The 16116-nt window shown below is 41.3% G+C and carries 15 protein-coding genes; 9 read left to right on the top strand and 6 right to left on the bottom strand.

What is annotated here, in order from left to right; all coding sequences use genetic code 11:
- Nucleotides 1-34 precede the first annotated feature (34 nt).
- Complete coding sequence (locus UYC_RS0111575) at nucleotides 35-2251, bottom strand: type I restriction-modification system subunit M (protein ID WP_016878808.1); 2217 nt, start codon at nucleotides 2249-2251, stop codon at nucleotides 35-37.
- Nucleotides 2252-2458: 207 nt separating this feature from the next.
- On the opposite strand from UYC_RS0111575, the gene UYC_RS0111580 reads away from it, so the two are divergent.
- Nucleotides 2459-4912 carry an ATP-dependent helicase gene (locus tag UYC_RS0111580; protein WP_016878807.1) on the top strand — a complete coding sequence of 818 codons (2454 nt, stop codon included), beginning with the start codon at nucleotides 2459-2461 and terminating at the stop codon, nucleotides 4910-4912.
- 4 nt (nucleotides 4913-4916) lie between these two features.
- Here the strand turns inward: UYC_RS0111580 and UYC_RS0111585 are convergent, their stop codons facing one another.
- The 4 genes from UYC_RS0111585 to UYC_RS36495 all read right to left on the bottom strand — a co-directional run bounded on the left by UYC_RS0111585 (nucleotide 4917) and on the right by UYC_RS36495 (nucleotide 7037).
- Nucleotides 4917-5402, bottom strand: a complete 486-nt coding sequence (locus UYC_RS0111585) for a type II toxin-antitoxin system HigB family toxin (protein WP_016878806.1) — start codon at nucleotides 5400-5402, stop codon at nucleotides 4917-4919.
- Nucleotides 5399-5596 carry a type II toxin-antitoxin system HigB family toxin gene (locus UYC_RS39450; RefSeq protein WP_162139002.1) on the bottom strand — a complete coding sequence of 66 codons (198 nt, stop codon included), beginning with the start codon at nucleotides 5594-5596 and terminating at the stop codon, nucleotides 5399-5401. The genes UYC_RS0111585 and UYC_RS39450 overlap by 4 nt, the downstream gene beginning before the upstream one ends.
- A 182-nt stretch (nucleotides 5597-5778) precedes the next feature.
- Nucleotides 5779-6624 carry a hypothetical protein gene (locus tag UYC_RS0111595; protein WP_016878800.1) on the bottom strand — a complete coding sequence of 282 codons (846 nt, stop codon included), beginning with the start codon at nucleotides 6622-6624 and terminating at the stop codon, nucleotides 5779-5781.
- A gap of 302 nt (nucleotides 6625-6926) precedes the next feature.
- Entirely contained in the window at nucleotides 6927-7037 is a 111-nt protein-coding gene (locus tag UYC_RS36495) for a GrpB family protein (protein WP_016878797.1), read from the bottom strand.
- A 107-nt stretch (nucleotides 7038-7144) separates the two neighbouring features.
- Between UYC_RS36495 and rpmI the strand changes: the two genes are divergently transcribed.
- The 8 genes from rpmI (at nucleotide 7145) to bchB (ending at nucleotide 13310) form a co-directional block, all read left to right on the top strand.
- A complete protein-coding gene (gene rpmI, locus UYC_RS0111610; RefSeq protein ID WP_016878795.1) occupies nucleotides 7145-7342 on the top strand; it encodes a 50S ribosomal protein L35 in 198 nt (65 codons plus the stop codon).
- 24 nt (nucleotides 7343-7366) lie between these two features.
- Nucleotides 7367-7723, top strand: a complete 357-nt coding sequence (gene rplT, locus UYC_RS0111615) for a 50S ribosomal protein L20 (protein ID WP_016878794.1) — start codon at nucleotides 7367-7369, stop codon at nucleotides 7721-7723.
- Nucleotides 7724-7916: 193 nt separating this feature from the next.
- Nucleotides 7917-8723 carry a transporter substrate-binding domain-containing protein gene (locus UYC_RS0111620; protein WP_016878793.1) on the top strand — a complete coding sequence of 269 codons (807 nt, stop codon included), beginning with the start codon at nucleotides 7917-7919 and terminating at the stop codon, nucleotides 8721-8723.
- A gap of 76 nt (nucleotides 8724-8799) precedes the next feature.
- A complete protein-coding gene (locus UYC_RS0111625; RefSeq protein ID WP_016878791.1) occupies nucleotides 8800-9171 on the top strand; it encodes an SDR family NAD(P)-dependent oxidoreductase in 372 nt (123 codons plus the stop codon).
- Nucleotides 9172-9434: 263 nt separating this feature from the next.
- Nucleotides 9435-10013, top strand: a complete 579-nt coding sequence (locus UYC_RS0111630) for a hypothetical protein (protein WP_016878789.1) — start codon at nucleotides 9435-9437, stop codon at nucleotides 10011-10013.
- Between the two features lie 159 nt (nucleotides 10014-10172).
- Entirely contained in the window at nucleotides 10173-10499 is a 327-nt protein-coding gene (locus UYC_RS0111635) for a LysM peptidoglycan-binding domain-containing protein (RefSeq protein ID WP_016879520.1), read from the top strand.
- A 247-nt stretch (nucleotides 10500-10746) separates the two neighbouring features.
- Nucleotides 10747-11271 carry a tetratricopeptide repeat protein gene (locus UYC_RS0111640; protein WP_016878786.1) on the top strand — a complete coding sequence of 175 codons (525 nt, stop codon included), beginning with the start codon at nucleotides 10747-10749 and terminating at the stop codon, nucleotides 11269-11271.
- Between the two features lie 512 nt (nucleotides 11272-11783).
- Nucleotides 11784-13310 carry a ferredoxin:protochlorophyllide reductase (ATP-dependent) subunit B gene (bchB, locus tag UYC_RS0111645; RefSeq protein ID WP_016878784.1) on the top strand — a complete coding sequence of 509 codons (1527 nt, stop codon included), beginning with the start codon at nucleotides 11784-11786 and terminating at the stop codon, nucleotides 13308-13310.
- 484 nt (nucleotides 13311-13794) lie between these two features.
- On the opposite strand, the gene UYC_RS0111655 is transcribed toward bchB, so the two are convergent.
- Nucleotides 13795-15855, bottom strand: a complete 2061-nt coding sequence (locus UYC_RS0111655; RefSeq protein ID WP_026087739.1) for a serine/threonine-protein kinase — start codon at nucleotides 15853-15855, stop codon at nucleotides 13795-13797.
- Nucleotides 15856-16116 lie beyond the last annotated feature (261 nt).

Here is a 16116-nt window from a genome sequence, read left to right on the forward strand (position 1 = left end):
AAAATCTCCCGACTCTACATTTTTATTTTAGTTCTTAAACTACTTCCCCCAACATCGCCATAATGTCCGCCTCCAAAGACTTAATATCATTCTCAATTTCATCTAGGGGACGAGGCGGCTGATATACATAAAAATGACGATTTAAGGGAATCTCATACCCAACTTTTGTTTTAGAAAAATCAATCCAAGCATCTGGTACATGGGGCAATACCTCCGCCTCTAAATATGCCTGACAATGTTCTTTTACTAACTTAATTAACTCTTCTACACTCGCATCCTTGTCATATCCCAATGGTATCGGCAATGTAATATCATCTGGTAAAGGTACAATTTCCGTATCTCGCAAATTACTATCTGGTTCAGCATTCCCCTTCTTATCTCGACAGATTTCCGCTTCTGGATCGGCCTCACCTAACGCTGCTAAAATCGCCTTTATCACCGGATCTTTCAACTTTAGCCCTGCATTCTTTAGCACCCGATCCAAGTCCCGCATAAACTCAGCACGAGACATATAAAGCTTATTCTCGTCCAGACACCGCAAAGCATCTAAAATCTGATTTTGCAGACTTTCACCCATCTCAATTTCTAACTGTTGCACCTTAGCATCTTTACGCTTCTTACTCGTTGCCAAATCCTGAAACGCCTTTTGTTCTGACAACCGAGCCAAACGCTCCTCACTTGCCTGAAAATTTAATCTTAACGGACGCTCCACTGTCATTTTGAGAAACCCAAACTCCCGATTATCAAAAATCTTTGAGCATACTCGCTTGTGTGTCTGCCCGTCTGACTCTACTTCACTGACACCATTCTGCTCAAAATCTTTATACAGTCTCACCAGTTCCGCAATATGCTCAGGTGATAACTCATTGCGTTTATTACCGAGACTCTTTTTCATTTTCTGGAAGTGGCGAGTACCATCAATAAGCTGAACTTTTCCTTGACGATGCGCTGCTTTTTTATTCGTCACCAACCATATATAAGTAAAAATCCCCGTGTTATAGAACATCTGATCGGGTAGAGCAACTACCGCATCAAGCCAGTCATTTTCAATAATCCAACGGCGAATGTTACTTTCACCACTCCCCGCATCCCCTGTAAACAAAGGCGAGCCATTAAACACAATGGCAATTCGAGAACCATCACCCCCTACCTCTGGCGAAGCGTGCATTTTCGAGATCATGTGTTGCAAAAACAACAGCGAACCATCATTTATTCGAGGTAAACCTGCCCCAAACCGCCCCTTAAACCCTAAGTTGTCATACTCATCTTTAATAAAATCCTCTTCTGGCTTCCATTCCACACCAAAAGGCGGATTAGCAAACATATAGTGAAAGTGTTTATCAGGATGACCGTCACGGGGTAAAAAATTATTACTGTTGCTTTTTGCGTTCTTTATCCCCAAGGTGTCGCCATAGATGATATTGTCAATTGGCTCATCTTTAATCAGTAAGTCAGAACAGCAAATCGCATAGGATTCGGGATTATACTCCTGCCCAAATAACCCTAAGTTTGCTTCAGGATTTTGCTTTTTAATGTATTCCTCTGCTACCGATAGCATTCCCCCTGTGCCTGCTGTGGGATCGTATACTGTCCGATAAATCCCTTGCTTAAAGATATCCTGCTCGTCACAGAAAACCAGATTCACCATCAGCCGAATTACTTCACGGGGCGTAAAGTGATCTCCGGCTTCTTCATTCGCCTGCTCGTTAAACTTTCTCACGAGTTCCTCGAACAGATAGCCCATTTGCAGATTAGAAAGCCTAGTCGGAGATAAATCAATATCAGGCTTGCAAAACTCTTTAATAACTAGATAAAGTCGATTGCTCTCATCGAGCTTTTGAATTTCACTATCAAAATCAAATTTCTCGAAAATATCCCTTGCTCTTGGGGAGAATCCGTTGATATAAGCCCTTAAATTACTGGCAATTCCATCCGGATCATATAATAATTTCTGAAACGTAAATTCACTAAGGTTATACAACGGCTGTTGGCGATCGCCTCCAATTGCAACTTTAGCGATCGCCTTCTCAAAAGCGTCACCCTCTAAGCCCATCGCCTCAAACTTAGCTTTGGACTCAAGGACAGCTTGTTTAGTAGGTTCTAGAACAGAATCTAAACGACGCAAGACAATCAGAGGCAACATCACCCGTCGGTACTGAGGTGGACGGTAAGGGCCTCTAAGTTTATCAGCAATGCTCCAGATAAAACCGACTAACTCTTGATTATTAGAATTTTCTGTATTTGTCAACATAGGAATTTTAAGTAACGAATTTAGTAGATTAATTTATTTACCAAAGAGTTAGCAACTGTTTTTAACTATCCACAACCTTCTTGCCGAATCAAAGCTTGTTCTACTAAACTATGTGCGAATGCAAGAAGTCCAATAAAACCCACTCCTACTAACCACTTTCTTATCTAAAATCTAAAATTTTAATAAGACGCTACTTTTAAATATCCCGTGCCTCAAGAACCTACGGTTAAAGAATCTCTTCCATCTGATTTGTCTTCTCTGAGGGAGACAGCTATATTAAATATTCGCAATAGCCTGCGCCCTGGACAGCAACAAATGGCTGATTGGCACTCTGGACAGTTGGCTGTCTCTGCGGTTCCTGGTGCTGGTAAATCTACGGGTATGGCAGCAGCAGCAGCAATTGCGATCGCTCGTCAATATCAGCGTTCTGCTTTGGGCTTGTCTGAACGACGACGGCAATTGATAGTTGTTACCTTTACTCGCTCTGCCGCCGCTAATATTAAAGCTAAAATCCGCAAAAACCTCAAGGAATTATCTTTACCGCCCAGTGGGTTTGTTGTTTATACGTTGCACGGTTTGGCGTTGAATATTGCCAGTCGCCATCCCGATTTATCTGGCTTGCAGTTAGAAAATGTAACATTAATTACTCCCACCCAAGGTCATCGCTTCATTCGTACTGCTGTAGAACAATGGATTGCTAGGCATCCAGAGCGTTATTCTCGCTTGATTGAAGGTATACAATTTGACGGCGAAGAAACGGAAAGATTGCGTCGTCAATCAGTACTGCGAACAGAAATTTTGCCAGACTTGGCAACTACGGTAATTCATGAGGCAAAAAGTTCTGGGTTGTTGCCAGAAGATTTGCTGCGGTTAAGTGAGCAAACTCTAGATGAGTATGGAATTTTAAGAGTTGCGGCTGGACTCTACGAACAATATCAAAACTTGATGCGATCGCGTGACTTTATTGACTACGATGACATGATTTTAGCTGCGCTGCGGGTGCTAGAAAACGAAAGCGCTCGCAGGATTGAGCAAAATCAAGTTTTCGCCGTTTTTGAAGACGAAGCTCAAGATTCTAGTCCGCTACAAACCAAACTATTAGAAATTCTCGCCACCGATCCCAACAACCCTAACCAGCCACCAAATTTAATCCGTGTCGGCGATCCTAACCAAGCGATTAACTCTACCTTTACCCCAGCCGATCCGATTTATTTCCGTCAATTCTGTGAAGACTGCAACATCCAAAACAGGCTGGCAACAATGGATCAAGCCGGGCGTAGTAGCAAAATTATTATCGATGCTGCGAACTTTGTTTTGGAGTGGGTGAATAGCTTTTATGGAAACGCAAAAGGACAAGGGGACAAGGAGACAAGGGGACAAGGAGAACAACTGTCCCCACTCTCCTACTCTCCAGGGCAAGCACAAGGCACTGCACGGCAGTCGCCACAAGTCGGGGAACCCGCCCATGGCGCTGCCTCCCCTACTCTTACCTCCTCCCCCTTCCGTCCCCAGAAAATTCGCCTTGTTGACTCCGATGATCCTCAAACCGATGCGAATCCTCAACCTGTAGGAAGGGGACTAGAAATATATACTCCGCGTGATATTAATCACACCGTTGAGTTGCTTTCCCAAAGAGTTGTTCAGTTATTTTCCCAAGACGCAACAAGTATTAGCGCGGCTATTTTAGTGCGGGAAAATCGCCAAGGCAGATGGTTGGCAGAAGCACTGTCACCTATTTGTAAAGAGCATAAAATTATACTTTATGATGTAGGAGAACGCGATCGCCATTCTCACGTACCAGAAGAAATTTTGGTATTGCTGCAATTTTGCGATCGCCCTCATTCTCCCGACTATCTCAAAGCAGTTCTAGAAGTCTTCGTCGAGCGACAATTAATTCCCACTCAAGATCTTAACGCCCTTGCCTCTGTACCAGAAGACTTTTTGTATCCTGGCCCCTTATCTGCGCCCCAACCAGAACCAGCCCAAAAAGCCGCACGCTTATGTCGAAGTTTACTTCGCGCTCGCTTGGAACTGCCTTTATATCAGCTAATTCCTTTCCTTGCCTTAACTTTAAATTACGATCAAGCAGAACTAGCAACAGCTGACAAACTTGCAGAAAGAGTAAATCAGCAAATAGCTGGTAACACTTCAATGGGGACAATGTTGGGTGTCTTAAGTGAAATCGTCAGTTCTGAGCGCTTTGAACCTGTAGAAACAGAAGATTTAGAAGCTCGATACACGCGTCGCGGTCAGCTTACTATTATCACCATGCACAAAGCTAAAGGACTAGACTGGGACTACGTATTTCTCCCCTTCCTGCATGAAAACTTGATACCTGGTAGATTTTGGGTTCCTCCCCAAAGTCAATTTTTGGGCAGCTTTACCTTATCAGAAGTTGCCCGCGCCCAAATTCGCGCCAACCTGCACGGACAATCGACTTTACCAGATATTACTCAAGCTTGGGAACAAGCAAAATACCTAAAAACTGCCGAGGAATACCGTTTACTTTACGTTGCGATGACACGGGCAAAGCGTTTGTTGTGGATGTCTGCCGCCCAGAAAGCACCCTTTACTTGGAGTAAACCAGAGAATTTACAATCTTCAGCACCTTGTCCTGTTTTCCCGGCATTGAAGCGGCAGTTTCCCGGATGCGTGCTGTAGCTGTCTACATAATAAATAAGCTCGGCTCCACATGAAAAAACTCTCCTAGCTTTCGCGCTTGTTCTGGGGTTATCTTTTGTTCTCCATGTAAAATATGATTAACCACATTCTCTGACCCTAAAACTACCTGTAAATCTTCTCTATTTCTGTCAAATTGTTCTAAAAGAAACAAGATCATAGAGTGAGGATTAATCTGCTCATCAGGCTGATAATATTCTTGTTCAAATTTTTCAATTAAAGTAATTAATAATTGATATAGTTCATTTTCTTCAGGAGTGCGTTCCCGGTGCATTAAATCTTCTATAATGGCTAAAGCTTGTTTATTTTCAGCTTCAGTTCTGATAATTTTAGGAAGATAAGCAATTAATAATTCTTTATATTTTTCTGGATTAAAAGTAAGGGACATTTTTCCATTCTTATCGTATTCAGCAAGAGTCAGGATATATTTAATATAAATTAATTGCCCTTCGTAATCTATACTCGCAATCAAACGGTATTTATTTCCTTTGATATTGAAAACCGTAAAATTACCGACAGTTCAGCTTTAGGAAAAACTTTTTGTACTTCAACTAAGTTTGACCATTTGGCTTTACTAGAAACTTTATACCAGTTGCTAAGAGCTTCCTTGGAATCTGCATGAATTTCTGCATATTCTCTTAAGGTTTTAAAACTGATGACGTGCATTTTTTTGACACTGTTGGCGATTTGGGAAAACGCCTATGTGAGGTTATTCAATTCAGGAATAAAGCGATTAACTCTCGTTCTCTAGAGCCACACAGAAGCCAACTCTCTGCACACAGCCGTACAAGAAGCGGATGCGTGCATGAGTAATCATATGCTCCAGCACTCAATTATTTCTTTTAGTTCTATGAGCGAGCAAACGCTATCTTATCTACTGCAAATTCAGTTATGAATTCCATCTCACCCACTTCTTCGCTTACCCAGAATAGAGAATTAGTACCTTGATTGGTAGGGTTAGCTAGAACAAAAGTTCCATCATCTAATGGAGAGTAAGCTTGACCTAATAAGTCATTGTACAGAAGTCTGCCATCGTAGCTCAGTTGCGATAGAGTAGTAAAATTTCCTTCATCCAAGAATAGCTGTACCATTTTCGTGGGTGATTGTCCAGCAAGATAAGTAGCGTAAAGATGATCATCAGGGCATTCAGTCAGATTGCTAAATCTTGCGTTTGTTGGTAGAGCTAATTGATCATCAAGGAAATTTACTTCACCTGTTTCTTGGTCGATTTTTGCTAAAGAAAATGGTGGGATACCTCGATTTCGGCTGATGATACTCAAAAGCTCACCATTGTTTGTAGCACAAAGGCTCTCAACAGTACTATTTTGGTCAAGACTTTGTAAGTTTGGTAGAGTTGTTGAGGGTGAAAGAGTTATTAATCGACTAGGATTAATTGGTTGCAAAGTCATGACAGGAGCAGTTGCAACTATAAGCGTACCATCGAGCATAACAGTGAAACTGCTTAAACGCTCATTTGGTTGCAATATGATTTCTGGAATGATAGAACTTAAATCTTGAACTTCAAGAGTGTTCAAATCCAAAGAAAATAGCTCTACTTTGCCAGCATTTACACGCACTCCATAAAGCAACTGTGACGGAACAGAATGTGCTAAGGTTTTCTTTTTTAGGCTGACAAACACAGATGCTGCTGTAGCGCTAGCTAGCATACTTTGAATAAATTGTCGTCGCTTCATTGAGCTATTCACAATAGATTTGGCTAATTACAACCAATACTTTAACTTGAGATTTTTATCAAGATTAAACGATAAAAATTTTACAGAGGATAAGCGCATGAGGAAGAATCTGCAAGCTAATATTTTCCCTTGTCATAGATATCGAGATTTATGAGCACCAGAGTAAAATTTTTGCTTTACATAACACTAGCTGTAGTGGTATCAATGATAGTTTTACCTTGGATAAAAAATTTCTTGGAAGTTGATAAGTGCTTAGATAAAGGAAGTCGTTGGAGCTACGAAACCAATAAATGTGAAGAAAATTAGGGTTTCGTTGCTAGTCCTGACACTGCTGTACTATCGATATGTTCAATCTTGACAATCAAATCATCACTTAGCACCTGCCTAAGACGTACTGCTTCCTCTGCAAACATAATCTGCTAGCGTAGAGGACATCTTGTTTTCCCCAAAATACTATAAATTCCCAATTTAGATAAAAAACGTAGTAATATATTAGATTGTGTCGTTTTACAATCCATCCATGCCTAAACTTAAAACTCGTAAAGCGGCGGCAAAGCGATTCCGCGCTACCGGCAGCGGCAAAATCGTGCGTCGTAAAGCTTTCAAAAACCACCTGCTCGAACACAAAACCTCTAATAAAAAGCGCAAGCTTTCCAAAATGGCAGTTGTTAACGAGCGCGATGAAGAAAATGTACGCTTGATGCTCCCTTATTTGTAAATTTTTTTAGGAATTAATTAAGCTATGACAAGGGTAAAACGCGGTAACGTTGCTCGCAAACGCCGCAAAAAGATTCTCAAACTCGCTAAAGGTTTTCGCGGTTCTCACTCATCTCTGTTTAGAACTGCCAACCAACAAGTAATGAAAGCACTGCGGAATGCTTATCGCGATCGCAAAAAACGCAAGCGTGATTTCCGTCGCCTTTGGATTACCCGTATCAATGCTGCTGTACGCCAACATGGTATGAGTTACAGTCAATTCATCGGTAATCTCAAGAAAGCCAATGTCCAACTCAATCGTAAAATGTTGGCTCAAATGGCAGTTCTCGATCCAGGTGGTTTCAGCAAAGTTGCTGAATTGGCAAGCCAAGCTAAATCATAAAGGTAAAAGGATCAAGGTAGAAGGAGCGAGCATTGCAATGCACGCACAACGCCTACAAGTGGTGGAGACACGAGGAATAAATCTCGTCTCTACCTCTATACAAACAAAGCCTGCTTTGACAAGCTATCATTAGTCTTTGTATTGCGGACTTAGTTTGTATTGCCGCGATATTCCATCGCCTGGTGTTTGAAAAATGCGATGTACCCGCAATAGAATACTTGTTTTTCTGCTTACTTTTGCCTTTTGCCTTTTACCTTTTAATGTTTCCAGTACTGCCGCAGAACTGTCAGAAATTCAGCGGCGGGGCTATTTAACTGTTGCTGTTAAAGATAATTTGCCTCCACTGGGATTTAGAGATGCAAGCGGTAATCTACAAGGTTTAGAAATTGATTTAGCAAAAGCCTTGGCAAGTGATTTGCTGGGCAAAGCTAATGCTGTGAAATTGCAGCCTGTAGCAAATCGCGATCGCCTCTCAAAAGTATTAGACAATAAAGTTGACATTGCCATCGCTAGAGTTACAGCAACAGAGTCACGCGCTCGCTTAGTGAGTTTTAGTCTGCCTTATTACTTTGATGGAACTAGATTAATCACAAAAGATAGCTCTGTGCAGCGATTAAGCGACTTGGCAAAACAAAAAATTGCTGTTCTCGAACACTCCAGTACGATCGCCACAGTCAGGTACTATTTGCCCCAAGCAGAATTAGTGGGTGTTAAGTCTTATCACCAGGCGCGATCGCTCTTAGAAAGTAATGGAGCAATTGCTTTTGCTGCCGATGGTAGCATCCTGAGTGGTTGGGTGCAACAATATCCTCAATATCGGTTGCTCTCTACCAAATTATCAACCGAACCCTTATCTGTAGTCATGCCTAAGGGATTGCAGTACGATCCACTGCGACGACAAATAAATAGTGCGATCGCTCGTTATTTAGAAGCAGGTTGGCTCCAGCAACGCGCTCAATATTGGGGTTTGCCATCATCGGAGTTAAAAATTAGGAGTTAGGAGTTTATAGATCCCCGACTTTTTCAAAAAGTCGGGGATCTGAACACCCGTAAATGTCTAGAGTGAAGTTGCTGGTATGAATTCACAAAAAGTTGCGATTATTACGGCTGCAAGTCGGAGCATCGGAGCAGGTTGTGCGCGAGAGCTAGCAGCACAGGGCTACAAGGTTTCACTCCTAGCGCGAAGTAAAAGCATCTTGGAATTAGCTTTAGAGTTGAGCGGTATAGCTACTCAGGGTTCCATCACCAATTTCCGAGATTTGCAGCAATTAGTAGAGACAACACTAGCAAACTTCGGTCGCATTGATGCAGTGGTAAATAGCTTTGGAGATCCACCCCGCCCAGATTTACTATCCATTTCCGATGAAATGTGGATAGAGAATTTTGAAATGCTGTTTTTGAGCGTTGTTCGCATCGCAAGGCTGGTTACAGAACCGATGCGGCATTGAGCAGAGCTCCGTCCGTAAAGGGAAATTAAGGCTGAAAATTCCTGTCAGTTGAAGCTTTCAAAGATTTTCGATGTGGAGGTTAATTGCGGCTTCAAGTGGTTTAAGCTTGATCTTGATAACGCTTTTTAACAATTATAATGACGTTTTTTTAAAAGCACAAAATAGAATAAGTGATTAAGGCTATAGTTTATTGAGATGCTAAGACGAGATTTAGTAACTCTTGTCTTAGCACATAGCAAAAATTCTTAAAAAAGGAAGCAATCATGGCTGAGCGAAAGGAAATCTCATTTCCTGACTCAATCAATTCTTTTGCTCAAAATATTAAGCAACAAGCACAAGCAATTGATAACAAAATTAATAATGATATTGCTGCTGGTAATTTAAATTTTCAAGATGCTATGGCAAGGAGACAAAGAGAACGTCAACTGCTTATAGATAATGCAATCAATGCAAGAAGAGGTCAATGGGCAGGGGCTAGAATTGAGATAAAAGATCAACTAGTAGTAACTCAAACTGATAATGGAAATCCCTTCACAACGGGAGAAAGTAAAGCGGAGACAACGCTTCACGCTGAAAGTGGGTGGATGGTTGATACACATTCTTGTTCTACAAATGGCACTCATTACCATCAAGAATGGAATAGGGTGAATGTATCAGGAGAAAATATTCCTGTATCTCTTACATTTGGTGTAAGAGCAACGGAGGTTGCATCTTCAATTGGAGGATTAAAAGAGTCAAAGTCATTTCAAAGTTGTAGTGTATTATTTAAACTGACTCCAGCTGGATTAGACCAAAAGCTTGCAATAGATGAAGGTATTTTGAGGAGAGAGATAGGATACTAGTTCATAAACTTAAATTGGCTTCACGGATGAGCGCCGATTAAAAAAACGTAGAGATAATCTAATGCAATTAGTCAAATTGACTAGAGCTAATGATCCAAAAGGTTTTAGTTCTCAAGACACAAAGTGTTTAATAAATCTCTTTTTGTAAAGGAGGATTTTATGAGCCGTAGGTATACTGTTCAACCTGGTGACACTTTATGGGAAATAGCGGCAAGATTCTATGGAGATGGTAGCCAGTATGATAGGATTGCGCAGGCTAACGGTATTGCCGATCCTGACCGCATTAATATAGGGCAGCAACTTATAATTCCCGATTCAGGCTCTTATGAACATAGAACATATACTGTTCAACCTGGTGACACTTTATGGGAAATAGCGGCAAGATTCTATGGAGATGGTAGCCAGTACGATAGGATTGTGCAGGCTAACGGTATTGCCGATCCTGATCGCATTAATATAGGGCAGCAACTTATAATTCCCAGTTAGGAGCAGCTTACACAGTATCTGTAGCGACCTGCAAACAAGCCATTCTTCACGCACAATAATTAGCTTATTCCGCAGCCATTTAGCTTTATCGCTTCTACGAAAAAATGGGGTTTGTCTCCATCCCATTTTTTCGCGAATACACATTAAGCAAAGTGAACCTGTGCTTTGGAAACAGTTGTAAAGCACTCCAAGCAATCTCGTGAACATTACCTGATAATAAATAGAGAAGAGATGTTTAATAAAGGCAATGGATAGTAATTTAGCGGTTATTTATCTCTCAATTTTGGTGGGTTTGCTTTTGTTCACCTTTATCAATGTTTTTCGTCAAATTTTCAAAACTCGCAAGCTAGAAAGCTCCTTTTCACGGTTGCGAAAAAAACTGACAAAAGAACAGGGTACGGCTCAAGAGTATTACGAATTAGGTAGTATCTATACTGAAAAAAAAGTTTACTCTCAAGCTATTACCCTTTTTCAAAAAGCTCTCAAAGCTGCAGAAGAAGAGGGAGAAGAAAATATCGCTGCTATCTACAATGGGTTGGGTTACGCTTACTTTGCTCAAGAACAGTATGATTTAGCAATTCGTAATTACAAGGAAGCACTGAAATCCAAACCTGATTATGTAACAGCGCTCAATAATATTGCTCATGCCTACGAGAAGAAAAAATTAAACGTTCAGGCATTGCAAAGTTACGAAGAAGCACTTAAATACGATCCAAAAAATTCCATAGCCAAACGTCGGGCTGAATCTTTGCGTCGTTTGGTGTCTGTATAAGCTGCGAGCAAACAGGAGGCAAAGCCTCGAAATCTTCGTTACCAGGTTGAACCTGGTAACGAGAACTGGGCAATCTGGCTCTTTCAATCTAAATAGTGAGCTAGCAGGCAAGAACTAATTCTTCTCTTCTGCCTACTGCCTCTCCGAAGCTTTGAGCCTCCTTGTGGAGGAGCAACGCTTTCGGAGGAAACCTCCGCACCCTTACGGGAAGACGCCTCCGGCGTCTACAAACTTCTCTCTGCCCTCTGCCTTTGTTCGGTTATAAATTTATAAGAAATTTGCCAATACATTAAGTTTAATATCACTTTAACAACAGAAATGTTGTTTTAATCAAACGCCCAATCCCAGGCAGCGAGAGCGTTTCAGGAATTAGCAGGGAATGAAAAGCTACAAAACCCCTACTTCTTCCGCTCTGCAACTTTTGAGACAATCAAAAACGATTTAATAATCAAGCAATCATTGTCCACCTCTAATTCGGACATACTTCGTTTGATTAACAGGGAGAACACCGAATGAAATTGGCTTACTGGATGTATGCAGGCCCAGCCCACATCGGCACTCTGCGGGTTGCCAGTTCTTTTAAAAACGTTCATGCTATTATGCACGCGCCCCTTGGCGATGACTATTTTAACGTCATGCGTTCCATGCTTGAGCGGGAGCGGAACTTCACCCCGGTAACAGCCAGTATCGTTGATCGTAACGTTTTGGCACGTGGTTCCCAAGAAAAAGTGGTGGACAACATTACCCGCAAGGATAAGGAGGAAACTCCCGATTTAATTGTTCTCACTCCTACTTGCACCTCCAGCATTTTGCAAGAAGATCTGCACAATTTTGTCGAGCGGGCGAAGATAGAAGCCAAAGCAGACGTGATACTAGCGGATGTGAACCATTACCGCGTCAACGAACTGCAAGCAGCCGATCGCACTTTGCATCAAATCGTTCAATACTACATTGAGAAAGCCCGCAAGAGAGGCGAACTACCGCAAAGCAAAACCGAAAAGCCTTCTGTTAACATTATTGGTATTTCTACCCTTGGCTTCCACAATCAGCACGACTGCACCGAATTAAAGAGGCTGATGGCAGACTTGGGTATTGAAGTCAATGCTGTGATTCCGGAAGGTGCTTCTGTACACGAATTGAAGAATCTGCCTCGCGCTTGGTTTAACCTCGTGCCATACCGCGAACTTGGTTTAATGGCAGCTAATTACCTCGAACAAGAATTCGGAACCCCCTACATTAACATCACCCCAATGGGTGTAGTGGAAACTGCTCGTTGCATCCGCAAAATTCAGCAGGTAATTAACGAGCAAGGCGCTAATGTAGACTACGAAGACTTTATTAACGAGCAAACCCTGCACGTCTCCCAAGCTGCATGGTTTTCCCGCTCCATCGACTGTCAGAACTTGACTGGCAAGAAAGCTGTAGTTTTTGGTGATAATACCCATGCCGCAGCCATAACCAAAATTTTGGCACGAGAAATGGGCATTCATGTTGTTTGGGCTGGAACCTACTGTAAATACGATGCAGACTGGTTCAGAGAACAGGTAAGCGAGTACTGTGACGAAGTGATTATTACCGACGATCACGGTGCAATTGGGGATGCGATCGCTCGTGTCGAACCTTCTGCCATCTTCGGCACGCAAATGGAACGTCACGTTGGTAAGCGCTTAAATATTCCTTGCGGTGTAATTGCTGCACCAATTCACGTCCAAAACTTCCCCATTGGTTATAAACCATTCCTGGGTTATGAAGGTACCAATCAAATTACAGACTTGATCTATAATTCCTTCACTTTAGGAATGGAAGATCATCTGTTAGAAATCTTTGGTGGACACGATACTAAGGAAGTAATTACTAAAGGAATTTCTGCAGAATCTGACCTCAATTGGACAAAAGATGGACTAGCAGAATTGAACAAAATACCTGGTTTTGTTCGTGGAAAAGTGAAGCGCAACACAGAGAAATTTGCTCGTGAGCGAGGTATTAAAGATATAACAACTGAAGTGTTATATGCTGCTAAAGAAGCCGTTGGTGCGTAGTTTAGTAGTTAGCTTTTAACTCAATTATTCACTTCATCCTTCTACTAAATTTAGTGGAAGGTTATTTCATATTTAGCAATGGCAGCAAAGATTATACCATTTTGGATTTTGGATTTTGGAAAATGGAATTGGAATCGCCTTCTGTTCCGGGTTGGGTGAATCCATCTGTCGCAATCATTTTTTAAATTGGTATTAGAACAGAATAAGCGATCGCATCCTAAATTTACATATACCAGTTCTCAACTTGAAATTCTAGAAAATCAGCATAGGCTGATACTATTTCACAAAAAATCTGATACAAATACAAACAGTGTAGAGACGCGATATATCGCGTCTGGAAAAAATTCATGTGTATCGTAATTAGCGTGAAACGGTATGACACATTATTTGTAACAAGAATCAAGTCGTTAATTTTAGCTCGTTCAGCAAGGGCTACTTAAGATTTACTAGAAAAGCTGACTGTATCTGTATAGCCCTAAAATTCTCAATCAGCAATTTGCCAAATCTTAATCAGATTATCAGCACTACCACCACCAACAATTGTCTGCCCATCAGGACTAATTGCCACGGAATAAATATAACCGGAATCTCTCTTTAAGGTGCGAATTTCCTTTCCGGTTTTTAGATCCCACATTTTAATCGTATTGTCATTACTACCGCTGACAAGGGTAGCTTCCTCTAAAGATTTGTTGTAGCCTGTACCTGGTATAAAAGCAAGAGAATTCACTTTATCAGTATGCGCCTTCAGGGTACGTGTTGCCTCTCCAGTCACGAGATTCCATAATTTAATAGTCTTATCTTTGCTGGCACTAGCAAGGCTAGCACCATCAGGACTAAAAGCAATGGAAATAATCCAGTCGGAATGTCCCTTGAGTGTGCGAATAGTTTTTGCAGTATCTAAATTCCAAAGTTTGATAGTTTTATCCCAACTGCCACTAGCGAGGGTTTTGCGATCGCTACTAAAAGCAACAGAAGCAACTCCAGCAGTATGCCCCTTGAGAGTACGAATTTCTTTGCCTGTTTGCAGATTCCAAAGTTTAATTGTCTGATCTAAACTAGCGCTAGCCAGGGTTTTGCCATCAGCACTGAAAGCAACGGAAGCAACTCCAGCAGTATGTCCCTTGAGAGTACGAATTTCTTTGCCTGTTTGCAGATTCCATAGTTTAATTGTCTTGTCTGCACTACCGCTAGCAAGAATTTGCCCATCAGGGCTGAAGGCGACACTCCAAATCCATCCGGAATGCCCAGCAAGAGTAAAAATTTTCTTTTGTGTTCCTAAATTCCAAAGTTTAATTGTTTTGTCATCGCTGCCACTGGCTAAGATTCCTTTTTGTACCCCTTGATTGGGAAGATTCGGCACAATTGGGCTGAAAGCGACAGAATTAACATCACTGGCATGTCCTTTCAAAGTACTGGGTTGCTCAGAATTTCCTGCAATTGTGTCTCTAGGTTGATTGGGTTGAGAAGACTGAGTAATTGCTGCCTGGCGAGACTGAAAATACCAAATTCCTGCTATTGCCAATAGCATCACGCTAGCATTCACCATGAGCCTATTTTTGGGCTTTGTGCGTGGTTGTACTGTTTGAGTTGGTGACGAACCTGACAGGATGGTTGGGGGTACTGACAATGGTAAGGCTTGATGTGTTAAGTCCTTAATAACTTCATCAGCAGATTGGTAACGTTGTTGGATGTCTGTTTTCAGCAGTTTGTCGAGAACCATACCCAACTCTACAGAGAGGGAAACCTCATCCCTACCCGGATTATTCAGATATTGCCACCAAGATGCCACCCAACTGTAACCATGTTGCATCCACAGCTTATATGGGGAAATTCCACTCAACAGATAAAAGCAAGTCGCGCCTAAACTGAATAAATCACTGGCTGGATAGGCTTCTCCATCCTGCATCTGTTCTATGGGTGTATATCCGTGTGAGCCGATAGTTGTTCCTATTTTCGCTTGCACTGTTGCTGTTAGCAGCTTTGAAGCTCCAAAGTCAATTAGTACGATTCGCCCATCACTTTGACGGCGAAGAATATTTTGTGGTTTGATATCCCGGTGAATTACTCCATGCTCGTGAATAAATTTGAGAATAGGTAGTAAATCTAATAAAAGCTCTCGAATCTCTCTTTCATTAAACTTACCTCGTTGCTGCAATTCCTTTAATAAATTCTGCCCATCAATAAATTGCTGGACTAGATATAAATAGTTGTCTTGCTCAAAATAAGCTAATAAATGGGGTATTTGTGGATGCTCTCCCAATTCTTGCAGCCGTTGTGCTTCTTGTTTAAAAAGCTTAACTGCCTTCTGCAACATCCCCGTTTCCTGGATTTTTGGTGCCAATTGCTTGACTACACATTTTTCATTTAATTTATCTATATCTTCCGCTAGATAGGTGATACTAAATCCACCTTCAACCGAAAGTCTCTTTATAACGCGATAGTGTCCTCTCAGTAGCGGTATGAGTGGAGTTTTACAACTATGGCAGTATAGGTTACTCTCAGGATTTAAGGGATCGTGGCAATCAGGATTCAGGCAGCAAATCATACCTTTAAGCCATTAGCAGCTTGAGTATATATTAATTGATGACGTATAATTTTGCTATTAAATTACTAATATTATATTTTGGTGTGAAGAATCAATTTATTATTAACTAGACAATTTAAGATAAAAATACACAGAGTTTATCAAAAACTTAGTTAAAAGTAGCACAATAACTGTTATAAGTGTTTTCTATATACACTATTTGTACTCTTACAAAAGGCAGCAAACACTATTTTTTGAAAAACTAGCGATCGCGTCAATAAC

The organism is Chlorogloeopsis fritschii PCC 6912, from assembly GCF_000317285.1.
Classification (GTDB): Bacteria; Cyanobacteriota; Cyanobacteriia; order Cyanobacteriales; family Nostocaceae; genus Chlorogloeopsis; species Chlorogloeopsis fritschii.